The following is a 24,015-nucleotide window of genomic DNA, read 5'->3' on the forward strand; positions in this document are numbered from 1 at the left end:
AATCTCCGTAAGTTAAAATTTAAGCGTGGCGTGCGCCAATAGGTAGCTGTTGATTATTAGCAGGCTTAACAACGAGAGTTAGCCATACTGAGACAAAAAGCGCTACCCCCATAAAAATGTACGAGGCGGACGGGCTGCCGGTAGCGCCATTGAGGTAGCCGACAAACCATGAACCAAAGAATGAGCCTAGCGCGCCCATACTGTTAATCAGCGCCATTGCACCCCCGGCAACGTTACGCGGCAGCATTTCAGGAATGATGGCAAAGAAAGGACCATAAGGGGCATACATTGCCGCACCCGCAATAACCAACAGCGTGTAAGAAATCCAGAAGTGGTCTGCGCCCACGGCCCAGGAGCCGATAAAAGCGAAAGCAGCTATCAGTAACAGTGGCCAGACAAACAGCTTACGATTTTGCAGTTTATCGGAGGCCCAGGAAACGAGGATCATCGCCGCCGTCGCCGCCAGATAAGGTACGGATGACAGCCAGCCAACCTCAACCATCCCCAGATTTGCACCGCCGTTGCGGATAATCGACGGCAGCCACAGGACAAAACCATAGACGCCAATACTCCAGGTGAAATACTGCATACACAGCAGGATGACGTTACGTGAGCGGAAGGCTTCGCTATAGTTACGCACAGCTTTGATGCCTTGCTGCTCTTTTTCCAGTTGTGCCTGAAGGGCGGCTTTTTCAGATTCTGACAGCCAACCGACCTGAGACGGTTTGTCTTTTACCAGCACCCACCAGCAGAACGCCCAGATGATGGCCGGGAAGCCCTCGATGATGAACATTTCCCGCCAGCCCAGCGCCTGGATCAGATACCCGGAAACCACGGACATCCACAGGACGGTAACCGGGTTACCGAGGATCAGGAAAGTGTTTGCGCGCGAACGCTCGGACTTCGTAAACCAGTTACTGATATAAATCAGCATTGCGGGCATGACCGCGGCTTCAACGACGCCAAGAATAAAGCGGATGGCGGCAAGCATTGGAATATTGCTAACCATGCCGGTTAACGACGCACAGGCACCCCAGAGGATCAGACAGACAAAAATCAGTTTTCGTACGCTGCGGCGTTCGGCGTAAATTGCGCCCGGGATCTGAAAGAAGAAATAACCAAGGAAAAACAGCGCGCCCAGCAGGGAAGAGATCCCTTTGGTAATGCCGAGGTCCTCGTTGATACCTGCGGCGGAGGCGAAGCTGAAGTTCGCGCGGTCAAGGTACGCCAGGCTATACGTGATAAACACGATTGGCATGATGTACCACCAGCGTTTTGCTGCATTAGTTGAGCTATTCATAGACTGCCCTCTGGTTATGCTGTTACGCCGCCTCTGTATGTAGGGTACAGAGTTGGCCGGGAATTTATTCCCCTAATTGTTCACGTGTGGGTAATCCTTCGCTGTCGCCCTGAACCTGAATGGCCAGTGCGCCAATTTTATTGCCGCGGGTCACCGCCTGATGCAACGAACGGCCTTCCAGCAGTGCGCTAATAACGCCCACGGCAAAGCCATCACCTGCGCCGACCGTATCGACCACGTTGTCGACTTTTACCGGTGCAACGCAGCCTTGTTCACCGCCGGCGGTTTTGTACCAGGCGCCATCAGCCCCGGTTTTGATGATCACGGCCTTCACCCCGTGGCGCAGATAAAAGTCGGCGATGGCTTCAGGCGTCTGCTGACCGGTTAAAATCATGCCCTCTTTTAATCCGGGCAAAACCCAGTCGGCCTGGAATGCCAAACGGTTCAGTTTTTCCACCATCTCGGCTTCGCTTTTCCACAGCACCGGGCGCAAATTCGGGTCGAACGAGATGGTCTTCCCTTGGGCCTTCATGGTACGGGCGGTATGCGCCAGTAGTTCATAAGAGCTGGCAGAAAGCGCCGCCGCTACGCCGCTCAGGTGTAGGTGGCGCGCACTGGTGAAGTAGGCTTCGTGATAATCCTCAATGCTGAGGTGGCTGGCAGCGGAACCTTTGCGGAAGTATTCCACAATGGGATCGGTTCCATTTTCGACCTTAGATTTAAGCTGAAAGCCGGTAGCGTAACGCTCGTCCTGGGTGACTCCCTGCGCATCAATCCCTTCTTTTTCCAGCGACTTAACGATAAAACGGCCAAAACTGTCGTTGCCTACACGGCTTACCCAACCGACCTTCAGGCCCAGCCGGGCAAGACCGGTCGCCACATTGAGTTCAGCGCCAGCAACGCGCTTGAGAAACTGCTCCACATCCGCCAGTTCGCCGGTTTGCGTGGCGACAAACATCGCCATCGCTTCACCAATCGTTACCACATCCAGTGAATTTTTCATGCGTTACTCCTCGCGTAACAACTCGACGTAACGGCGGGTAACCGCCGCCAAATCCTGCCCTTCCAGGGGAAACTCAATGCCGCGTGGAACATCGCCCGGCAGCGTTTTCAACAGCGTCAGCCAGCGCGGATCGGCTGCATCAGGCGGTACGGCACGGTAGCTGTCGCGATGTGCAACGGCGGCTTTGACATGGATATACCCAACGGTTGACGCCAGTTTCTGCGCCGCCTGTTCCGGGGAGTCGCCCACCCACAGCCAGTTGCCCATATCGAAGGTCAGAGATATCGGCAGATTTTGCGTCTGGCAGGCTTCGTTAAAGCGCTGCATCGGCTTCAGGCGTCCGCAGGCGGTCTGATCGTTTTCGACAACCAGTTCCATTCCGCTGTTGTCCAGCCATTCACGTAACACGTTGAACTGTTCTGTATGGGAGAAATGGCCGAGGGAGACTTTTAGCCATAGCGCCTGCAGGGCCTGTGCTTCTTCAAGTAGCGCAGGAAGTCGGGGATTGAGGCTACCGTCCTCAAGGAACAACGGCTCAGGCGCTGAGTAACAGGCCAGCAGGCCGAAGATTTCGATAGCAGATGCCACCGTAGACAGCGTGTGCAGCTCGGCGTCGGTCAGCAATTCGCGGCGGATTTCGACGCCGTCAGCACCGGCTTCAGCGATAATGGGCAGCATTGCCGTTTGCCCGCCAGCGGCCCGTACCTGGTCATGGCCGTAAGCGGCGGTGACCACCATAATTTTTCTTTTCATGGAAACTCCAGACTAGCGTTCTTGCTATAACGCTAGATGGAACCGGTTCCAAAGAAAAGCTTATGATGTTGAATTTATGATCACCATCACGAAGGAAATTTAACGGGCGGTAGAGCCGCGAACGATCAGTTCGCCGGAGAAGACCTGTTCCTGAATGGCAGCAGAGCCGCCATCGATCCGGCGTACAACCTGCTCAACGGCGGTGTAGCCAATCTGCCAGGTAGGTTGTTTCAACGTGGTAATACCAACGCCCGCCAGTTCGGCCCATTCCAGTTCGTCAAAACCGAGCAGGCCGATATCGCTGCCCCAGTTAAGGCCAATGCGTTTCAGGGCGCGGGCAACCTGCAGTGTGAGAGCGCCATTGGCTGAGATAACGGCTTTGCGCATTCCCCGGTGCTGCTGGTGGAACTGGCTCAGGGTGTCGTCCAGTTGCGTATTGTCCGTGAGCGGGACTTCGGCATTTTGTGCGATAACGCTGGGGTACTGTGCGAGGGTGGCGCGAAAAGCGCTCAGGCGTTCGCGGCGGGTATTCACCATGCCGAGCGGTTCGCTGAGGAACAGGATGGCTTCAAAACCTTGTTCGACCAGATGTTCCGTGGCAACCGTTGCCGCCTGGGTGTTATCCAGCCCGACCATATCACAGGCGAAATCGGGAATTTTACGGTCAATCAGCACCATCGGCAGCGCAGACTGCTGCAGGCGGTTCAGCCCCTCTTCGCGCATCCCGACGGCGTTGACCACAATCCCTTCGACCTGGTAGCTGCGCAGCAGGTCAAGATAATGCAGTTCCTGATCCACTTCGTTGTTGGTGTTACACACCAGCGGGGTAAAGCCTTTATCGCGGCAGGCAGCTTCAATGCCGCTCAACACGTTGACGGAGTAGGGATTGGTAATATCGGCGATGATCAGGCCAATCAGGCGGGTACGACCGTGTTTAAGGCCTCTTGCCATCAGGCTGGGACGGTAGTCGAGATCGGCAATGGCTTGTTCAATGCGGGCCAGTAGCGCGTCGGAAAGCAGGTGCTTTTCACCGTTGAGATAGCGTGAAATGCTGGTCTTGCCGGTTTTTGCGGCTTTCGCCACATCGCTGATGGTTGCCCGTGTTGATTTGCTCATCGCTGATTTCCATGAATTTCGTGTGAATACCTTAGCGGGAAAATCTGACGAAGCAAGTAATTTGCCGGGTGGCGCTGCGCTTACCGGGCCTACATGTCGAACGTAGGCCGGGTAAGGCGAAGCCGCCACCCGGCTCAACGATTACTGCACAGGACTCAACGTAATCTCTACGCGACGGTTCTGCGCTTTACCTTCCGCCGTGCTGTTGCTGGCGATCGGATTTGACGGACCCATGCCCTGAGTGCGGATACGATTAGCGGCAACCCCTTGCGTGATCAAGGCGCTGGCCACGGAGTCCGCGCGTTGTTGAGACAGACGCATATTCAGATCCTGGCTGCCGGTGCTGTCGGTGAAGCCCAGCACGTTGACGGCGGTTTTATTGTACTCTTTCAGTACCATTGCCACGCCGGTCAGAGTGTTGGCACCAGCAGGTTTCAGGTTGGCGCTGCTGCTGTCGAAGGTGACGTTATTCGGCATATTCAGAATGATGTTATCGCCACTACGCGTCACGCTGACGCCCGTTCCCTGCATTTTTTCGCGCAGTTTGGCTTCCTGCACGTCCATGTAATAGCCGATACCACCACCAACGGCCGCACCCGCCGCCGCGCCAATCAGTGCGCCTTTACCGCGATCTTTCTTCGAAGAAGAGAGTGCGCCAATGCCCGCGCCGACCAGAGAGCCAATACCCGCGCCAATGCCGGATTTACCCGCTTCGCGTTCGCCGGTGTAAGGGTTTGTTGTGCAGCCAGAAACCGCCAGGGCGCCGCTCACGATGGCAGCAATAACAAAAACACGTTTCTTCATCTTAATTCCTTAATGACTTTTTCTTCTTTGCCACAGCGACCGTGGCGGTTGATTATGACGTGTGAACATGAAGAAAATTCCAGGGAAGACTCTGAAATTTGTAAGTAACATTGAACGGCATAATAAATAAGCCGTCACATCGCATTCAGGAGCGCCATCTTGGCTAATTCACCCGCACATTACTCGGTGTTAACCGCCGCCCACTGGGGACCAATTCTCGTCGACACCGATGGTGAGACGGTTTTCTCCTCGTGTGGCGCGTTGCCCACTTCCCATCCCAACTCTTTGCAAACCGTGGTGCGCGACCAGGTTCACAGTAAAACGCGGGTACGTTTTCCAATGGTGCGTAAAGGCTTTCTCGCCTCGCCGGAGAATCCCCAGGGCGTGCGTGGGCAGGATGAATTTGTTCGCGTCAGTTGGGACGATGCGCTGAATCTTATCCATACGCAGCATAAACGTATCCGTGACAGCTACGGCCCGGCCTCGATTTTTGCCGGTTCCTACGGCTGGCGATCTAATGGCGTGTTACACAAAGCGGCAACTCTGCTACAGCGTTATATGGCGCTGGCAGGCGGTTATACCGGGCATCTGGGGGATTATTCGACGGGGGCTGCGCAGGCGATCATGCCGTACGTGGTGGGCTGTAACGAAGTTTACCAGCAGCAAACCAGCTGGCCTGTGGTGCTTGAGAACAGCGAGGTGGTGGTGTTATGGAGCGCTAATCCGCTGAATACACTGAAGATTGCCTGGAACGCGTCCGATGAGCAGGGGCTTGCTTACTTTGAGGCTTTGCGCGACAGCGGTAAACGGTTGATCTGTATCGATCCGATGCGATCGGAAAGCGTCGAATTCTTTGGCGAAAAGATGGAATGGATTGCCCCGCATATGGGGACCGACGTGGCGCTGATGCTGGGCATCGCGCATACGCTGGTGGAAAACGGCTGGCATGACGAGGATTTTCTCGCCCGGTGTACCACCGGCTATGACCGTTTTGCAAACTATCTGCTGGGTAAATCTGATGATGTTGTGAAAACGGCAGAGTGGGCTGCGGAGATTTGCGGTATACCCGCAACAAAAATACGCGAACTTGCGGCGATATTTCACCAAAATACCACTATGCTGATGGCCGGATGGGGGATGCAGCGCCAACAGTATGGTGAGCAGAAACACTGGATGATCGTCACCCTGGCCGCCATGCTCGGGCAAATCGGGACGCCAGGCGGCGGTTTTGGGCTGTCGTACCATTTTGCCAACGGCGGCAATCCAACGCGCCGGGCTGCGGTGCTGGCTTCAATGCAGGGCAGCGTTAAAGGCGGTACCGACGCGGTAGATAAAATCCCGGTGGCGCGAATTGTTGAAGCGCTGGAAAATCCCGGTGGTTTTTACCAGCACAACGGCATGGACCGCCATTTCCCGGACATCCGCATGTTGTGGTGGGCTGGTGGCGCTAACTTCACCCATCATCAGGACACTAACCGTTTAATTCGCGCCTGGCAAAAACCGCAGCTGGTGGTTATCTCGGAGTGTTTCTGGACCGCCGCAGCGAAGCATGCCGATATCGTACTGCCAGCGACCACCTCCTTTGAGCGCAATGATGTGACCATGACCGGCGATTACAGCAACCAGCACCTGGTGCCGATGAAGCAGGTTGTGCCGCCGCAGGACGAAGCGCGAAATGATTATGATGTTTTTGCCGAGCTGAGTGAACGCTGGGAAGAGGGCGGTTACGAGCGATTCACCGAAGGCAAAAGCGAGCTGGAATGGCTGGAGACGTTTTACAATATTGCCGGGCAACGTGGGGCCAGTCAGCAGGTGACATTGCCGCCTTTCGCCGAGTTTTGGCAGCGCAACGCCCTGATCGAAATGCCGGAAAATGCCGCCAGCGCGCAGTTTATCCGTTTTGCGGATTTTCGCCGCGACCCGCAGGCTCATCCGCTGAAAACGGACAGCGGAAAAATTGAAATCTACTCCGCGAGGATTGCTGGTTACGGCTACGCGGACTGTGCGGGGCACCCGATGTGGCTGGAGCCGGATGAGTGGTTCGGTAACGCCGAACCGGGCCAGCTACAGCTGCTTTCCGCCCATCCGGCGCACCGTTTGCACAGTCAGCTTAACTACAGCGCGTTGCGTGAGCAGTATGCGGTAGCGGATCGTGAGCCGGTAACGATTCATCCGCAGGATGCCCACGCGCGCGGCATTGCGGATGGCGATACGGTCAGGGTGTGGAACCAGCGTGGTCAAGTTCTGGCGGGCGCGGTGGTGACGGCGGGTATTAAACCCGGCGTTATCTGTATTCATGAAGGCGCCTGGCCGGATTTGGATCTCGCAGCGAACGGTATTTGTAAAAATGGCGCCGTCAACGTGCTGACCAAAGATCTCCCCAGCTCGAAGCTGGGGAATGGCTGCGCAGGCAACACCGCGCTGGCGTGGCTCGAAAAATACAGCGGACCGAACCTGGCGCTTACGGCGTTTGATCCGCCTGCCAGCCCATAATCCACGTAGGATGATGAGTCTCTTCCTGCCATGCGCCGTCTTCAATGCGAAAACCCAGCGCATGGTAGAAGTTCACCGCTGATTGATTCTTCTGGTAGACCTCCAGGCTGAGTAACGAAAAGCGCTGCTGCACATGCTGCACCAGCGCTTTGCCGATCCCGCTTCTGATGGCGGCAGGCGCGACAAACAGCGCGCCGAGGAAGCGGTCATCAATGACGCTGACAAAACCTTTGAGCTCGCCTTCTTCTTCCCACACCCAGGTTTGCGCGGCTGGCAGATAAACATCCCGCACCACGGATTCACTTTCGCGCCAGTAGCGCTCTTCGATAAACGGATGGGCATGGATTGTGCTTTTCATCCACAGCGTCAGAATCGCCGGTAGATCTTCAGCCTTTGATTCACGAATCATGTTGTTCTCCCGGATAACAGATGCAGCTGGTGACATGATCGTTGACCAGGCCGCATGCCTGCATAAAGGAGTAACAAATGGTGGTGCCGACAAACTTAAATCCGCGTTTTTTTAACGCTTTAGACAGCGCGTCTGACGCAGGCGTGGAGGTGGGAATATCGCTCAGGTTGGCGGCGCGGGTCACTTGCGGTTGGTTATCAACAAATGACCAGACGAACTCGCTAAACGACTCTCCGTTTTGTGCCATCGTCAGAAAGGCGCGAGCGTTGCCAATAATGGCCTGAATTTTTCCGCGATGGCGAATTATGCCGGCATCCAGTACCAGCCTTTCCACATCCTCTTCGGTCATGGCTGCCACTTTTTCCGGGTCAAAATGGTGGAAAGCGTGGCGATAATTTTCCCGTTTCTTGAGTACGGTAATCCACGATAACCCGGCCTGCTGGCCTTCGAGGCAGATCATTTCGAACAGCTTTTTGCCATCGGTTTCGGGGACGCCCCATTCCTTGTCGTGGTAGGCAATGTAAAGTGGATCCTGACTGACCCATCCGCAACGCTGCATATTCTTCCTCGCTGTTTTTACTGGCGTAAAAATTTCATTCGGCCCGCCTTGACGCGCCAGCTAAAAAGACAATATTTAATACAAGGCCTGCTGGCCCAAATACTTCACACAATGACAATAATATCGCCGAATTCGGCTCTTTTCTGGAGTCGCGTTGATGCTTATAAGAAACAGTAGTGGTCGCCAAAGGTTAACTCTGGCGAGCGTCATAGTTTGTGCGCTGTCCATCAATACAGCATATGGCTGGCAACAAGAATATATCGTTGATGCGCTGTCAGGGCATACGGCTGAACGTTATACATGGGACAGCGATCACCAACCACGTTATAACGACATTCTGGAAGAACGTATTCGTTCCACTCAGAACGTGGCGGGGCCCGTGGTGAATCTGGCGGATGAGACGCCAATGGATGCCACCAGCGGCATGAGTATGGGCTGGAACTTCCCGCTTTCAAGGCAGGTGACAACCGGTCCGGTTGCCGCGCTGCATTATGACGGTTCCACCACATCTACTTACAACGAATTTGGCGATAGCGCGACGTCGGCAACGCAGAACGATCCGCTGTGGCATGCCAGCGTGAGCTCGTTGGGTTGGCGAGTCAATTCGCAGTTCGGTGATGTGCGACCGTGGGCGCAAATCAGTTATAACCAGCAGTTTGGCGAAAATATCTGGAAGGCGCAGTCGGGTCTCAGTCGCATGACGGCGGCGGGTCAGGACGGTAACTGGGTAGATGTTACCGTCGGTGCGGATATGCTGTTGAACCCGCATATGGCGGCTTACGCGGCGCTGTCGCAGGCGGAAAATAGCACCAACAACAGCGACTATATGTACACCATGGGAGTGAGCGCCAAATTTTAACGTAAACAATCATCACATAAACATCTTGATTACATGTTGAGATTAACAATCACACGCACTCCAGCGATAGCGTGTACTAACTCATGCGATAAAATTCAGTAACCCGACTTTTTGTCTCGTCATTCATTCCGCATTCCAGGCATTTCATTCCGTCCTGGCGGCATTTCATGCCGTTTTCCCCTGCTCATAAAAACGCTTCGGTATGGTTGTTGGCAGAGAATTTCCCATTTTGTTTATGCAGGAAGACTGCCATGAAAACTTCTGATTATCAGCGTACCCGCTGGCTGACACTGATCGGCACCATCATTACCCAATTTGCTTTAGGTTCTGTTTATACCTGGAGCCTGTTTAACGGTGCGCTTTCTTCTAAGCTTGATGCGCCGGTGAGTCAGGTTGCCTTTTCCTTTGGCCTGCTGAGCCTCGGGCTGGCAATTTCTTCTTCCGTCGCCGGGAAACTGCAGGAACGTTTTGGCGTGAAACGCGTCACCATGGCCTCCGGTATTTTACTCGGTGTTGGCTTCTTCTTAACGGCACACTCTGACAGCCTGATTATGCTGTGGCTGAGCGCTGGTGTGTTGGTTGGTCTGGCGGATGGCGCAGGCTACCTGTTAACGCTTTCCAACTGTGTAAAATGGTTCCCGGAGCGTAAAGGGCTGATTTCCGCCTTCGCTATCGGTTCTTACGGTCTTGGCAGCCTCGGTTTTAAATTCATCGATAGCCAACTGTTGAGCACCGTGGGTCTGGAAAAAACCTTCATGATCTGGGGCGCGATTGTGCTGGTAATGATCGTCTTTGGCTCCACGCTGATGAAAGACGCCCCGAATCAGGAAGTGAAAACGAAAAATGGCGTGGTTGAGAATGACTACACCTTGGCGCAGTCCATGCGTAAACCGCAGTACTGGATGCTGGCGGTCATGTTCCTGACGGCGTGTATGAGCGGGCTGTACGTAATTGGCGTGGCGAAAGATATCGCACAAAGTCTGGCACATATGGATGTGGCAACGGCGGCAAACGCGGTGACCGTGATTTCTATCGCTAACCTGTCCGGTCGTCTGGTTCTGGGGATTCTGTCCGACAAAATCTCTCGTATTCGCGTTATCACCATTGGGCAGGTCGTTTCGCTGGTGGGTATGGCGGCACTGCTGTTCGCGCCGTTGAATGATGTGACCTTCTTTACGGCGATTGCCTGTGTGGCATTTAACTTTGGCGGCACCATCACCGTGTTCCCGTCACTGGTGAGTGAGTTCTTCGGTTTGAACAACCTGGCTAAAAACTACGGTGTCATTTACTTAGGTTTCGGTATCGGTAGCATTTGTGGTTCCATTATCGCCTCGCTGTTCGGCGGATTCTATGTGACCTTCTGCGTTATCTTTGCGCTGTTAATTATCTCGCTGGCGCTTTCTACCACTATTCGTCAGCCGCAGCGTAGCGTCTATACCGAGGCACACGCCTGATCTATTAGTGGTCTGATTAATGCCCGGCGCATATATTTACAAAAATATATGCGCCGTTTGCATTCTCTATAAGCACTTTTCTTCCCTCCTGTGGTCTACTTACCTGCGCTGTAGAATTGTCTTATTATCTGCATTTGTCGCACTTTTCCCCTGTATGGCCTGACAGGCTTTTGCGCAGGGTGTTTTTATCCCTTCCTCCAGGGTTTGTTTGCATGAGATATATCAAATCGATGACGCAGCAGAAGCTGAGTTTCTTGCTGGCGATCTATATCGGTCTTTTTATGAATTGCGCTGTGTTTTTCCGTCGTTTTAGCGGATATGCGCACGAGTTTACCGTCTGGAAAGGACTCTCTGCGGTTGTTGAATTAGCTGGCACTGTGCTGGTGACCTTCTTTTTACTCCGTATTCTCTCTTTATTTGGCCGACGCGCCTGGCGTGTACTGGCAACGTTTGTGGTGCTCTGCTCTGCTGGCGCCAGCTATTACATGACCTTCCTGAACGTGGTCATTGGCTACGGTATTATTGCCTCCGTAATGACAACGGATATTGATTTATCGAAAGAAGTTGTTGGCTGGCATTTTATCGTGTGGCTGGTTTCGGTCAGCATTTTACCGTTGGTTCTGATTTGGAGTAATCGCTGCCGCTATACCCTGATGAAACAGATCCGCACGCCTGGCATGAGATGGCGTAGCGTGGCGGTGGTATTGGTGGCTGGCCTGATGGTATGGGCGCCGATTCGCTTGCTGAGCATGCAACAGAGAAGCGTTGAGCGAGAAACAGGAATCGATTTACCCAGCTATGGTGGGGTTGTGGCGAATTCCTATCTGCCGTCAAACTGGCTCTCTGCGCTGGGTTTGTACGCCTGGGCACAGGTGGATGAATCCTCAGACAACAAATCGCTGATGAACCCGGCGAAGAAGTTTACCTATGTTGCGCCCAAAAACCTCGACGACACCTACGTGGTCTTTATTATTGGCGAAACGACCCGCTGGGATCATATGGGGATTTTTGGCTATGAGCGCAATACCACGCCAAGGCTCGCCCAGGAGAAAAATCTGGCCGCGTTCCGAGGATATTCCTGTGATACGGCGACTAAACTTTCGCTGCGCTGTATGTTTGTGCGCGAGGGCGGGGCGGAAGAAAACCCGCAGCGTACTCTGAAAGAACAAAACGTCTTTTCTGTGCTCGGCCAGTTAGGGTTCAAGACCGATCTTTACGCGATGCAAAGCGAGATGTGGTTCTACAGCAATACTATGGCAGAGAACATTGCCTATCGTGAGCAGATTGGCGCTGAGCCGCGTAACCGTGGCAAAAACGTTGACGATATGCTGCTGATTAATGAGATGCAGCAATCTTTACAGAAGACTGATGATGGCGAAAAGCGTCTGATTATTCTGCACACCAAGGGCTCGCATTTTAACTACACCCAGCGCTACACCCGCGAATATGCACAGTGGAAGCCGGAGTGTGTCAACGTGGATAGTGGCTGCTCGAAAGCTGAGATGATTAATTCATTTGATAATTCGGTAACCTACGTTGATCACTTTATTACCAAAGTGTTTGATCAATTGCGCGATAAGAAAGCGATTGTGTTCTACGCCGCCGATCACGGTGAGTCAATTAACGAACGTGAGCATCTGCACGGTACGCCGCGTAAAATGGCGCCGCCTGAGCAGTTCCGCGTTCCTATGATGGTGTGGATGTCAGACAAATATCTGGAAGACCCTGACCATGCGAAGGCATTTGCGCACCTGAAGCAAGAAGCTGAGATGAAGGTGCCGCGTCGTCATGTGGAACTGTACGATACCGTTCTGGGTTGCCTTGGTTATACCTCGCCAAATGGGGGGATTAACGAGAATAACAACTGGTGTCGTATCCCGGACGCGAAGAAGGTTACAGCCCAGTAACAGAGCTGCTGACTTTCTCGCCGATCAAATGGCATTTTGATACTAAGGGATTGACGGGCGCGTGGCTGAGCAGTAAGATGCGCCCCGCATTCGGTGATTGGCGCAGCCTGGTAGCGCACTTCGTTCGGGACGAAGGGGTCGGAGGTTCGAATCCTCTATCACCGACCAATTTTAAAACCCTGCTCAACGAGCAGGGTTTTTTGCTTTATAGCCCAGGAGGATGAGAACCTCCGGGGGTAAGAGGTTCGACTCGAGCGTAGCGAGAGAACGTTGCGTCAGCAACGGCCCGCAGGGCGAGCCACGTAGTGGCGAGTAATCCTCTATCACCGACCAAATTCAAAACCCTGCTCAACGAGCAGGGTTTTTTGCCTTATCCGGCCTACAGACTCAGTTTCATCCCAGCGTGTATGGCGTTATTCCAACCCCACCTTTGACCTTCCTTTTATCTGCAAAAATTGTGCATCACTTCCCACTGACAGTTAACGATTCTGTGACATATTCCATTGCCTTTTTTTATGTTTGCTTGAAACTTTTTTTGCGCTACTTATGGCTGGCGCTGGCATTTTCCGCTGTGCGTTTTAACGTTCATGGCATTAATCGCTCAGATATGCAGCATTCATTGGGAAAATTTGAATAAATTGCATAAATGTTAATCTCCAAATGTTGCGAAGTATGAAGATGTTTATTCTGGCATAGTGCGCGTAGCACAAATTTCCCTGCTGAAAATACCCGCTTGCACTTTTTTTAATCTTTGTTTGCCAATTCTCACCGTTGGTGTAAATCGCGGTTACCTGTATTGACGTTTTCACATTCTGTTGACAGATTGTAGGGTATGAGGGGCATTTCATGGAGAATCCGCACTGCAACTCAGTCGCTTATGTGAACGGAATCCCCATCCTCTTAACGCTGACCCGGCCGGGTAAAAAACAAAAAAGGCCAGGCGGTGCAAACCCATTGCAAAGGGTAAAACAACAAACATCACATTTGGAGCAGAAGAATGAGTATTTCCTTGAAGAAGTCAGGGATGCTGAAGCTTGGTCTGAGCCTGGTGGCTATGACCGTCGCAGCAAGCGTACAGGCTAAAACTCTGGTTTATTGTTCAGAAGGATCTCCTGAAGGCTTTAACCCGCAGCTTTTCACCTCTGGTACCACCTATGATGCCAGCTCCGTGCCGATCTATAACCGCCTGGTCGAGTTCAAAACCGGCACAACTGAAGTGATCCCGGGACTTGCTGAGAAGTGGGAAATCAGCGAAGACGGTAAAACCTATACCTTCCACCTTCGCCCTGGCGTGAAGTGGCAGGACAACAAAGATTTCAAACCGACGCGCGAATTAAACGCCGATGACGTGGTGTTCTCTTTCGATCGTCAGAAAAACGCCCAGAACCCGTACCATAAAGTTTCTGGCGGCAGCTATGAATACTTCGAAGGGATGGGTCTGCCAGACCTGATCTCCGAAGTGAAAAAAGTGGATGATAAAACCGTTCAGTTCGTACTGACTCGCCCGGAAGCACCGTTCCTGGCTGACCTGGCGATGGACTTCGCTTCTATTCTTTCCAAAGAATATGCGGACAACATGCTGAAAGCCGGTTCCCCGGAGAAAGTGGATCTGAACCCAATCGGTACCGGTCCGTTCCAGCTGCAGCAGTACCAGAAAGACTCTCGTATTCTGTATAAAGCATTCGAAGGTTACTGGGGCACTAAGCCGCAGATCGACCGTCTGGTCTTCTCCATTACGCCAGACGCTTCTGTGCGTTACGCCAAACTGCAGAAGAACGAGTGCCAGGTGATGCCGTACCCGAACCCGGCTGACATCGCGCGCATGAAGCAGGATAAAAATATCAACCTGATGGAGCAGGCCGGTCTGAACGTTGGCTACCTCTCTTTCAACACCGAGAAGAAACCGTTTGATGATGTGAAAGTCCGTCAGGCGCTGACCTACGCGGTAAACAAAGAAGCGATCATCAAAGCGGTTTATCAGGGTGCTGGCGTTGCCGCGAAAAACCTGATCCCACCGACCATGTGGGGCTATAACGACGACGTTAAAGACTACACCTACGATCCTGAGAAAGCCAAAGCGCTGTTGAAGGAAGCCGGTCAGGACAAAGGCTTTACCGTTGAGCTGTGGGCTATGCCGGTACAGCGTCCATATAACCCGAATGCACGTCGTATGGCAGAAATGGTTCAGGCTGACTGGGCGAAAATTGGCGTTCAGGCCAAGATTGTGACCTACGAGTGGGGCGAGTATCTGAAACGCGCCAAAGCGGGTGAACATCAGGCGGTGATGATGGGTTGGACCGGTGACAACGGGGATCCGGACAACTTCTTCGCCACCCTGTTCAGTTGTGCGGCAGCGAAAGACGGCTCCAACTACTCTCGCTGGTGCTACAAGCCGTTTGAAGACCTGATCCAACCGGCGCGTGCGACCGACGATCACAACAAACGTATTGAACTGTACAAGCAAGCTCAGGTTGTTATGCACGATCAGGCCCCGGCTCTGATTGTTGCTCACTCCACCGTGTATGAACCAGTGCGTAAAGAAGTAAAAGGCTATGTGGTTGATCCATTAGGCAAACACCACTTCGAAAACGTCTCTGTCGAATAATTAAAAGCAATCAAGGAAGCGCTGCGCCCCGGTATTGTGTAGGCCGGATAAGCGCAGCGCCATCCGGCGTAATGCTTTACCCACGATGCAGTTTGCGTGGGATAAGATTTGTGAGCAATGCAGACTCACGGTTCCAGGCCGTGCGTCATTAGAGAGAATCCGGGTTATGTTGCAGTTCATTCTCCGACGTTTGGGACTCGTCATCCCCACGTTTATCGGTATCACTCTTCTCACCTTTGCCTTCGTCCATATGATCCCCGGCGATCCGGTTATGATCATGGCAGGTGAACGTGGGATCTCCCCTGAGCGTCATGCTCAACTGCTGGCTGAACTCGGTCTGGATAAGCCGATGTGGCAGCAGTACCTCCACTATATCTGGGGGGTTATGCATGGCGATTTAGGTATCTCACTGAAAAGCCGCTTACCGGTGTGGGAAGAGTTCGTACCTCGATTCAAAGCCACGCTGGAACTCGGCGTCTGCGCGATGATTTTCGCCGTCTCAGTGGGTATCCCGGTGGGTGTACTTGCTGCCGTTAAGCGCGGCTCCATTTTCGATCACACCGCCGTTGGCCTGGCGCTGACCGGTTACTCCATGCCGATTTTCTGGTGGGGCATGATGCTGATCATGCTGGTTTCCGTGCAGTGGAACCTGACGCCAGTTTCTGGGCGGGTGAGCGACATGGTGTTCCTTGATGATTCCAATCCGCTGACCGGTTTTATGCTGATCGACACCGCCATCTGGGGTGAAGAGGGCAACTTTATCGATGCGTTGGCGCATATGGTCCTACCGGCAATGGTGCTGGGCACTATACCTCTGGCGGTCATTGTGCGTATGACCCGTTCATCGATGCTGGAAGTGCTGGGTGAGGATTACATTCGTACCGCGCGCGCTAAAGGTTTGACCCGTATGCGCGTCATCATCATTCACGCTCTGCGTAACGCGATGCTGCCCGTTGTCACCGTTATCGGCCTGCAGGTTGGTACGTTGCTGGCAGGGGCAATCCTGACCGAGACTATCTTCTCGTGGCCGGGGCTGGGACGTTGGCTGATCGATGCGCTGCAACGCCGTGATTATCCGGTAGTGCAGGGCGGGGTATTACTGGTCGCGACGATGATTATCCTCGTCAACCTGCTGGTAGACCTGCTGTACGGCGTGGTGAACCCGCGTATTCGGCATAAGAAGTAAGGGGCCATCATGTCACAGGTTACTGAAAATAAAGTTATTGCTGCACCGGTGCCCATGACCCCGCTGCAGGAGTTCTGGCACTATTTTAAACGCAACAAAGGTGCGGTTGTTGGGCTGGTGTACGTTGTGGTGATGATCCTGATTGCGGTCTTTGCCAACGTCCTTGCACCCTACAACCCGGCAGACCAGTTCCGCGATACGCTACTAGCTCCGCCTGCGTGGCAGGAAGGCGGTACCATGGCGCATCTGTTTGGTACTGATGATGTGGGCCGCGACGTGCTGTCCCGCCTGATGTACGGTGCGCGTCTGTCGCTGTTGGTTGGCTGTCTGGTGGTTGTACTCTCCCTGCTGATGGGCGTGGTTCTTGGGCTGATCGCTGGCTACTTTGGTGGAATTGTCGATAACGTCATCATGCGTGTGGTCGATATCATGCTGGCATTGCCGAGCCTGTTACTGGCGCTGGTGCTGGTGGCGGTATTTGGTCCCTCGATAGGCAACGCTGCGCTGGCGCTGACGTTTGTAGCATTGCCGCACTATGTGCGTCTGACGCGCGCCGCTGTGCTGGTGGAAGTTAACCGCGACTACGTCACCGCATCCCGCGTGGCGGGAGCCGGCGCGATGCGCCAAATGTTCGTCAATATTCTGCCTAACTGTCTTGCGCCGCTGATTGTTCAGGCGTCGCTTGGCTTCTCTAACGCCATTCTCGATATGGCTGCCCTCGGCTTCCTGGGGATGGGTGCACAGCCGCCTACGCCGGAATGGGGCACCATGCTCTCTGACGTTCTGCAGTTTGCCCAAAGCGCCTGGTGGGTCGTGACCTTCCCGGGGCTGGCGATCCTGTTGACGGTGCTGGCATTTAACCTGATGGGTGACGGTCTGCGTGACGCGCTCGATCCCAAACTGAAGCAGTAAGAGGTTCGAGATGGCGTTATTAAATGTAGATAAATTATCGGTGCATTTCGGCGACGTAGGTTCCGAATTCCGCGCCGTAGACCGCATTAGCTACAGTGTGAATCAGGGTGAAGTGGTTGGCATTGTTGGGGAGTCTGGTTCTGGTAAGTCCGTCAGCTCGCTGGCGATTATGGGACTGATTGACTACCCTGGCCGCGTTATGGCCGAAAATCTGGAGTTTAATGGTCGCGACCTGAAGCGCATCTCTGAGAAAGAGCGTCGCCAACTGGTGGGTGCGGAAGTGGCAATGATCTTCCAGGACCCGATGACCAGTCTTAACCCCTGCTACACCGTCGGCTACCAGATTATGGAAGCCATCAAGGTGCACCAGGGCGGCAACAAAAAAACGCGTATTCAGCGGGCAATTGACCTGCTGACGCTGGTGGGGATCCCCGATCCGGCCTCGCGTCTGGATGTCTATCCGCACCAGTTGTCCGGTGGGATGAGTCAGCGCGTGATGATCGCGATGGCAATTGCCTGTCGTCCGAAGCTGCTGATTGCAGATGAACCGACAACGGCGCTGGATGTGACCATTCAGGCGCAGATCATCGAGCTACTGCTGGAATTGCAGCAAAAAGAGAACATGGCGCTGGTCTTAATCACGCACGATCTGGCGCTGGTGGCTGAAGCGGCACACAAAATCATCGTGATGTACGCTGGGCAGGTAGTGGAAACCGGGGCCGCGCAGGATATCTTCCGCGCGCCGCGTCATCCTTACACCCAGGCGCTGCTGCGCGCGCTGCCGGAGTTTGCTCAGGACAAAGCGCGTCTGGCCTCACTGCCGGGCGTGGTTCCCGGTAAATATGACCGCCCGAGCGGCTGTTTGCTGAATCCACGCTGCCCCTATGCGACCGACAAATGCCGCGCTGAAGAACCTGAACTGAACCTGCTGGAAGGCGGTCGTCAGTCAAAATGCCACTACCCACTTGATGATGCCGGGAGGCCTGGGCTATGAGTACGCAAAAGGCCGCCGCGCAACAGCCGCTGTTGCAGGCAATTGACCTGAAAAAACACTACCCGGTGAAGAAGGGCATGTTCGCCCCGGAACGCCTGGTGAAAGCGCTGGATGGCGTTTCCTTTACTCTGGAGCGCGGTAAAACGCTGGCGGTGGTAGGTGAGTCGGGCTGTGGGAAATCCACCCTTGGCCGTCTGCTGACGATGATTGAAATCCCGACTGGCGGTGAGCTGTATTACCAGGGTCAGGATTTACTCAAGCATGACCCGCAGGCGCAGAAGCTGCGTCGGCAGAAAATCCAGATAGTGTTCCAGAACCCCTATGGTTCCCTGAACCCGCGTAAAAAAGTAGGGCAGATTCTGGAAGAGCCGTTGCTGATCAACTCCACGCTCAGCAAAGAGGAGCGTCGTGAAAAAGCGCTGGCTATGATGGCGAAAGTGGGGCTGAAAACCGAGCACTACGACCGCTATCCGCATATGTTCTCCGGCGGCCAGCGTCAGCGTATCGCCATTGCCCGCGGTCTGATGCTTGACCCGGATGTGGTGATTGCCGACGAACCGGTCTCGGCGCTGGACGTTTCCGTACGTGCGCAGGTGCTGAACCTGATGATGGACTTGCAACAGGAACTGGGGCTGTCATACGTCTTTATCTCGCACGACCTGTCGGTGGTAGAGCACATTGCCGATGAAGTGATGGTGATGTATTTAGGCCGCTGTGTGGAAAAAGGAACCAAGGATCAGATCTTCAATAATCCACGGCATCCGTACACTCAGGCGCTACTCTCCGCAACGCCGCGCCTGAACCCGGACGATCGCCGCGAGCGTATCAAGCTGACCGGTGAGCTGCCAAGCCCGCTGAATCCACCACCAGGCTGCGCATTCAACGCCCGTTGCCGCCGTCGCTTTGGTCCGTGTACTCAGCTTCAGCCACAGTTAAAAGACTATGGCGGTCAGCTGGTGGCCTGTTTCGCCGTTGACCAGGACGAAAACCCACAGCAATAAACGTGGGTTATGACCCGATAACCGGAGCCTTGTGCTCCGGTTTTTTTATATTTTGTTTTTCCGTCCACAATGTGAGTCCTCTGGCAGAATATTATTCCACAGCGTCTAAAATGTAGTCAGGTTTCCTCTCGTCACAGAAATATCTATTTCGCAGTTGCTAACTATCAGGAGCAAATGTGGTCACGATACGCTGGGATATTAAAACAATTGATCGTCTGTCGATGGTTGAGGATGTCCTGAAGGAATTTTCCTGCTGCGATATCAATATCATCTCCATGAAAGTCACACCTGGACGGATCCTGATTAAATCCTGGTGCCGCCAGCTACAGGATATTTCCTGTGTGCAATCCTGTTTAAGCCAGCGCGCCGATATTATTAATGTCGCCTACCTCTGTGAGGAGATAAGCGAGCTGTCAACGCCGGAGCCGGAACGCCCGCGTTATTTCTCTGACATTATTTGCAGCAGCCAGAGCATGCACGCGCTTATCGAAAAGGCGATAAAAATTGCTGACAGCAAATATACCGTTCTGATCCGTGGCGATACGGGTACCGGCAAAGAGCTGCTGGCCCGGGCTATCCATAATTCCGGGCAGCGACGTTTTTATCCGTTTATTCCGGTCAACTGCTCTGCACTACCTGAGTCGCTTATGGAGAGTGAATTCTTTGGTTATGAGAAAGGGGCTTTTAGCGGCGCGGATTGTAAAGGCAAAAAAGGGCTGTTTGAAATGGCCGATAAAGGCACCCTTTTTCTCGATGAATTTGGTGAAATGTCGCTGGGCTTACAGGCTAAATTATTGCGCGTCCTGCAGGATGGCGGGATCCGTCGCGTTGGCGGGGCGCAAATTATTCCGGTTAATGTACGCATTATTGTGGCAACCAACGCCAATCTGGAAGATATGGTGGAACAACGTCTGCTGCGCGCCGATCTCTATTACCGCATCAATGTACTTTCCCTGACTATTCCGCCCTTGCGGGAACGCCCGCAGGACATCAGTCTGTTGATTCGCCACTTTGTGCAGAAATACGCAAAGGAATTCCAGCGGCGGATCATTCTGGATAAAGCTTGTTTTGATGCCTTGCACCATCACAGCTGGCCGGGAAACGTGCGCGAACTGGAAAATACCATTATTCGTCTGATGCTAATGGCGGAATCCGATGTCATTACGCCCGAAGAATTAGGGATGGTGAATTTGCCCGCCGCTGAGCAAGGCCCGACAGAACGTCCTTTTAAAGAGCAGGTTTTGTATGCGGAACGCCAGCTTATTGAACAGATGATGGAAGAGAATGTGTCGTCGCGGCATATCGCCAAAGCGCTGGGGGTGTCACATACCACGGTACTGAATAAAATTCGCAGCTATCAACTGGAGAGTGTGAGCTAAGCGCCGCCAGGAGCTGACGGCGCAGTTTACGCGGGTTATTCCATCAGCTTCAGTAATGGCGACAGGCACAGCAGGATCCCGTACAACAGGATTAGCCAGGTTTTCAGCCCGCGTAGTTTTTCCAGCTGTGTGACTTTATAGATCAGGAAAAACGGAATAATACACGACACAATCCCGTACAGCGGGCTGCCTAACTGGAAGAACACCAGTACTGATACGCGAAACGATACCCAAATCACCAGGGTGATAACAATAAAGGTACAAATACCCAGCGTAAGTACCAGAGGATTAATTTTTTCCACGTCAATAACGCGGCTCAGTACGTTAAGAATAATTCCTTTGATCGCCTCGTGGAATCCCAAATAAATACCAAAGAACGCGGTTAATACGGCGAAGATATTTAATACCGTTGAGGTGATATGAATAATCTGTCCCGGAATGACCTGTGCCGCCAGCGCCAGTGCGGAAATATTTTGTTCGAAGGCCGAAACGGCTTCTTCATGGCTAATGGAAAAGGTAAAAGAAAAAGAGAAAAACAGGATGACCGCTATCAGCGTAATGTAACTGATCCGATGCGTGCGTATAGCCATACGTGTGGCCAGTACCCGGTCCGCCACCCGTTTGCGGTAGGCGATGTTCATAGGGTTCAACACCTGAATAAACACCGCGGAGAAGAAGCAGAACGGGATAGTCAGCAGCACATCGCGAAAGAACACCGAGGCTTCAGGGAAGGCGCTGATATTAGCGAAGTTCCAGTGCGGAACCATCGCAAAACCAAATACGATGATGATACCCACTTTGACCACTACCATCGGGCCGGAGATTTTGAATAGCAGTTTTTCTCCCCCGGAAGCAATGGCGACCAGCACGGCAAAAATGGCCACTTTGTAGATTATCGACTGTGAAAGATCGGACTCGGTCAAGCCGAAGGTTTTGATATATGAGGCGCTGTCAAAAACCACGGATAAGGAATAAATAAATATGCCGTGAATAATCATCAGAAAATAGATGACGCCAAGAAATACGCCCCAGTTTTTTCCCAGATAATGACTGATAATATCCGTGTAGTCATTACAGGTTTCACTTTCTGATAATGTTTTTAAATAAATATCCTGCACAATATAAGTTGCCGGATAAGCAATAATAAAGGCGACGATAAATACCCAAATGCCGGTTAAGCCAATTTGTACCGGCATCAGTACCGTTCCGGCACCAATGGCCATGCCTATGCACAGTAATACCCAGCCAAAATCGTATTTCGTAAACGGTATTTTTTTTGAGAATGGTACGGCGGTTGCTGTATTGTTGCTTAATTGTAATGTGTTGTCCTGCATAGAACCCCCTGCCCAAAATACACGTTCTCCCCGAAAGAGGATTGCGCGTATTGCCAGACTGTTGTGCCTTGATTCTCAACAACCTGAACCGAACGGCGTCGGTTCAGGCCATATTGGTCAGAATGTTGCCTTTCTGATGGCGTGTTCAAGGTCGTTAATAATATCTTCTGGATCTTCAAGACCCACAGAAAGACGGATAAGCCCGTCGGTAATACCTGCTTTAAGCCGTTCCTCTGGCGCAACGGGCGAATGTGTCATAGACGCTGGGTGCTGAATGAGGGTTTCGGTATCACCGAGACTGACCGCGAGGAGGCATAATTCTACAGAATTGATCATCCGTCTGCCAGCCTCGAGGCCGCCGGCGATTTCGAAGCTGATAATTCCACCTGGCAGGCTCATTTGTCGCTGGCCCAGCTCATACTGCGGATGCGATGACAGGCCTGGATAATACACCCGGGTAATGGACGGATGCCCTTCGAGGAAGCGGGCGATTTTCAGCGCATTTTCACAGTGACGCTCCATACGAATGCCCAGCGTTTTAACGCCGCGCAGCGTCAACCACGCATTGAAAGGACTCATGCAGCCGCCGGTGATATCTTTCAGGCCAACAAACCGCGCCTGGTCGATAAACTCCTGCTTACCAACAATGATGCCGCCAATCACATCCCCGTGACCGTTGATATATTTGGTGACGCTGTGCACCACAATATCCGCGCCCAGTTGCAAAGGCTGCTGACAGTACGGCGACATAAAGGTGTTATCCACCACCAGCAATGCGCCTTGCTGATGGGCGATACCGGCTACCGTTTCAATGTCGACCAGCGACAACGTCGGGTTAGCGGGCGTTTCGATATACACAACTTTGGTTTCCGGGCGCATGGCGGCGCGGATTTCTTCCGGTTTCGCGGCGTCGACAAAGCTAACGTTAATCCCAAACTTCGGCATGCTGTGCGACAAAAACGCGTGGGTACAACCGTAAATCGCGCTGGCGGAAACGATATGGTCACCCTGCTGACAAAGCGTCAACAGCGTTGTGGTGATAGCAGAAATACCGGACGCGGTAGCCAGCCCGGCTTCACCTCTTTCCAGTACCGCCAGCTTTTTCTCCAGCGCATCAGTGGTAGGGTTACCCAAGCGGGTGTAAATGTACCCGGACTCTTCGAGCGCAAAGCGGGCGGCACCTTGTTCGGCGCTGTCAAAAACAAACGTTGAAGTCTGGAAAATAGGCGTACTGAGCGCGCCAGTTGAAGGGTCGGGTTGTTGCCCCGCGTGAACGATCTGGGTGTTGAATCCGTAAGTACGACAGTCAGACATGATATCTCCTTTGATTCGGAACAGAACAGCTCACAGTCATATAGCAATCGCTGTGCCAGAAAATAAACTAATAGATATCAATATGTTATTAGTTTTATCGTGCGGATGGCCGTCAGGAAAGTTGCCAGTTGGCAAGAAACTTTCCAGCGATTGGCGGATTTATTAAGCCGTAATTGCGAGGCTTTACGCAGACTGGATCACTCCGGGGTGATGAGACGGAAGTGTTACCGTAGAATCAGCAGCAAGCCGGGTTAACCCGGTGAGGCGCGATGTTGCGGGGGCTTGATCCCCGGCGGCATAGGTTGCTGGAAAGAGAAAACCCCCGCACGTTGTTCGGTATAAACCTGGCAACAAAACGGGGGCTAACTTGACTCCAGACAAGTTAAGAATAGCCGCGAACAGTTGCCATTGCAACACAGGCGGCTATATGACGCTCGCACAGTTAGGCGTGGCTTTCTGGCACGATTTAGCGGCTCCAATTATCGCTGGCATTATTGCCAGCTTGATTGTGAACTGGCTGCGTAACAGGAAGTAATGCACTTTGTGGGCGTCTGCCTGCCGTAATGGCAACATGCGCCCGAACCAGGCCGCAGGGGCTAACCTTGCGGCCTGGTTCGGCTTAAATGCAGATAA

At 53.1% G+C, this 24,015-nt stretch carries 21 protein-coding genes, 1 tRNA gene and 1 other RNA gene; 14 read left to right on the plus strand and 9 right to left on the minus strand.

Going from position 1 to position 24,015, the window contains the following annotated elements:
- Window positions 1-19 precede the first annotated feature (19 nt).
- From GFB57_RS05525 to GFB57_RS05545, 5 genes are all read right to left on the minus strand, one after another.
- The gene (locus GFB57_RS05525; protein ID WP_003024280.1) at window positions 20-1,300 is read right to left on the minus strand and encodes an MFS transporter; all 1,281 of its coding nucleotides are present in this window, start codon (window positions 1,298-1,300) and stop codon (window positions 20-22) included.
- A gap of 64 nt (window positions 1,301-1,364) precedes the next feature.
- Complete coding sequence (locus GFB57_RS05530; protein WP_003024282.1) at window positions 1,365-2,303, minus strand: sugar kinase; 939 nt, start codon at window positions 2,301-2,303, stop codon at window positions 1,365-1,367.
- Between the two features lie 3 nt (window positions 2,304-2,306).
- The gene (locus GFB57_RS05535; protein WP_003024284.1) at window positions 2,307-3,056 is read right to left on the minus strand and encodes a hypothetical protein; all 750 of its coding nucleotides are present in this window, start codon (window positions 3,054-3,056) and stop codon (window positions 2,307-2,309) included.
- 99 nt (window positions 3,057-3,155) lie between these two features.
- On the minus strand, window positions 3,156-4,172 hold the full coding sequence (locus tag GFB57_RS05540) for a LacI family DNA-binding transcriptional regulator (protein ID WP_003024286.1): 1,017 nt from the start codon (window positions 4,170-4,172) through the stop codon (window positions 3,156-3,158).
- 141 nt (window positions 4,173-4,313) lie between these two features.
- A complete protein-coding gene (locus tag GFB57_RS05545; protein WP_003024287.1) occupies window positions 4,314-4,976 on the minus strand; it encodes an OmpA family lipoprotein in 663 nt (220 codons plus the stop codon).
- Window positions 4,977-5,135: 159 nt separating this feature from the next.
- On the opposite strand from GFB57_RS05545, the gene GFB57_RS05550 reads away from it, so the two are divergent.
- Window positions 5,136-7,469 carry a molybdopterin guanine dinucleotide-containing S/N-oxide reductase gene (locus GFB57_RS05550; protein ID WP_003024290.1) on the plus strand — a complete coding sequence of 778 codons (2,334 nt, stop codon included), beginning with the start codon at window positions 5,136-5,138 and terminating at the stop codon, window positions 7,467-7,469.
- On the opposite strand, the gene GFB57_RS05555 is transcribed toward GFB57_RS05550, so the two are convergent.
- On the minus strand, window positions 7,438-7,878 hold the full coding sequence (locus GFB57_RS05555) for an N-acetyltransferase (protein WP_003024293.1): 441 nt from the start codon (window positions 7,876-7,878) through the stop codon (window positions 7,438-7,440). The two genes, GFB57_RS05550 and GFB57_RS05555, sit on opposite strands and share 32 nt — an antisense overlap.
- Window positions 7,868-8,437 (minus strand): DNA-3-methyladenine glycosylase I, encoded by a 570-nt coding sequence (gene tag, locus GFB57_RS05560; protein WP_003846107.1) that lies wholly within the window; start codon window positions 8,435-8,437, stop codon window positions 7,868-7,870. The genes GFB57_RS05555 and tag overlap by 11 nt, the downstream gene beginning before the upstream one ends.
- Before the next feature lie 157 nt (window positions 8,438-8,594).
- Here tag and GFB57_RS05565 point away from each other — a divergent pair, with 157 nt between their 5' ends.
- The 12 genes from GFB57_RS05565 to GFB57_RS05620 all read left to right on the plus strand — a co-directional run bounded on the left by GFB57_RS05565 (window position 8,595) and on the right by GFB57_RS05620 (window position 20,734).
- A complete protein-coding gene (locus GFB57_RS05565; RefSeq protein WP_003024299.1) occupies window positions 8,595-9,296 on the plus strand; it encodes an autotransporter outer membrane beta-barrel domain-containing protein in 702 nt (233 codons plus the stop codon).
- 251 nt (window positions 9,297-9,547) lie between these two features.
- Window positions 9,548-10,750: an MFS transporter gene (locus GFB57_RS05570; protein ID WP_003024301.1), complete on the plus strand. Its 1,203-nt coding sequence runs from the start codon at window positions 9,548-9,550 to the stop codon at window positions 10,748-10,750.
- 212 nt (window positions 10,751-10,962) lie between these two features.
- Complete coding sequence (eptB, locus tag GFB57_RS05575; RefSeq protein WP_003024304.1) at window positions 10,963-12,657, plus strand: kdo(2)-lipid A phosphoethanolamine 7''-transferase; 1,695 nt, start codon at window positions 10,963-10,965, stop codon at window positions 12,655-12,657.
- A gap of 91 nt (window positions 12,658-12,748) precedes the next feature.
- A tRNA-Pro gene (locus tag GFB57_RS05580) sits at window positions 12,749-12,825 on the plus strand.
- 31 nt (window positions 12,826-12,856) lie between these two features.
- A non-coding RNA gene (locus GFB57_RS05585) (RtT sRNA) lies at window positions 12,857-12,990 on the plus strand.
- A gap of 513 nt (window positions 12,991-13,503) precedes the next feature.
- Window positions 13,504-13,740 (plus strand): hypothetical protein, encoded by a 237-nt coding sequence (locus GFB57_RS05590; protein ID WP_127674029.1) that lies wholly within the window; start codon window positions 13,504-13,506, stop codon window positions 13,738-13,740.
- Window positions 13,655-15,262, plus strand: a complete 1,608-nt coding sequence (gene dppA, locus GFB57_RS05595) for a dipeptide ABC transporter periplasmic-binding protein DppA (protein WP_003024308.1) — start codon at window positions 13,655-13,657, stop codon at window positions 15,260-15,262. Before GFB57_RS05590 ends, dppA begins: the two co-directional genes overlap by 86 nt.
- A 166-nt stretch (window positions 15,263-15,428) precedes the next feature.
- Window positions 15,429-16,448: a dipeptide ABC transporter permease DppB gene (gene dppB / locus GFB57_RS05600; RefSeq protein WP_003024312.1), complete on the plus strand. Its 1,020-nt coding sequence runs from the start codon at window positions 15,429-15,431 to the stop codon at window positions 16,446-16,448.
- A gap of 9 nt (window positions 16,449-16,457) precedes the next feature.
- Window positions 16,458-17,360, plus strand: a complete 903-nt coding sequence (gene dppC, locus GFB57_RS05605) for a dipeptide ABC transporter permease DppC (protein WP_003024315.1) — start codon at window positions 16,458-16,460, stop codon at window positions 17,358-17,360.
- A 10-nt stretch (window positions 17,361-17,370) separates the two neighbouring features.
- Window positions 17,371-18,354 carry a dipeptide ABC transporter ATP-binding protein gene (gene dppD, locus GFB57_RS05610; protein WP_003024317.1) on the plus strand — a complete coding sequence of 328 codons (984 nt, stop codon included), beginning with the start codon at window positions 17,371-17,373 and terminating at the stop codon, window positions 18,352-18,354.
- Window positions 18,351-19,355, plus strand: coding sequence for a dipeptide ABC transporter ATP-binding subunit DppF (gene dppF / locus GFB57_RS05615; protein WP_003024319.1), 1,005 nt, complete (start codon window positions 18,351-18,353; stop codon window positions 19,353-19,355). Before dppD ends, dppF begins: the two co-directional genes overlap by 4 nt.
- Before the next feature lie 176 nt (window positions 19,356-19,531).
- Window positions 19,532-20,734, plus strand: coding sequence for a sigma 54-interacting transcriptional regulator (locus tag GFB57_RS05620; protein WP_003024321.1), 1,203 nt, complete (start codon window positions 19,532-19,534; stop codon window positions 20,732-20,734).
- 35 nt (window positions 20,735-20,769) lie between these two features.
- Here the strand turns inward: GFB57_RS05620 and GFB57_RS05625 are convergent, their stop codons facing one another.
- Entirely contained in the window at window positions 20,770-22,068 is a 1,299-nt protein-coding gene (locus GFB57_RS05625; RefSeq protein ID WP_003024323.1) for an amino acid permease, read from the minus strand.
- 117 nt (window positions 22,069-22,185) lie between these two features.
- Window positions 22,186-23,382, minus strand: a complete 1,197-nt coding sequence (gene megL, locus GFB57_RS05630) for a methionine gamma-lyase (RefSeq protein ID WP_003023295.1) — start codon at window positions 23,380-23,382, stop codon at window positions 22,186-22,188.
- Between the two features lie 427 nt (window positions 23,383-23,809).
- Between megL and GFB57_RS05635 the strand changes: the two genes are divergently transcribed.
- Window positions 23,810-23,917 (plus strand): type I toxin-antitoxin system toxin Ldr family protein, encoded by a 108-nt coding sequence (locus GFB57_RS05635; RefSeq protein ID WP_003023297.1) that lies wholly within the window; start codon window positions 23,810-23,812, stop codon window positions 23,915-23,917.
- Window positions 23,918-24,015 lie beyond the last annotated feature (98 nt).

It is taken from the genome of Citrobacter sp. S39 (genome assembly GCF_009495675.1).
GTDB classification, from domain to species: domain Bacteria; phylum Pseudomonadota; class Gammaproteobacteria; order Enterobacterales; family Enterobacteriaceae; genus Citrobacter; species Citrobacter freundii.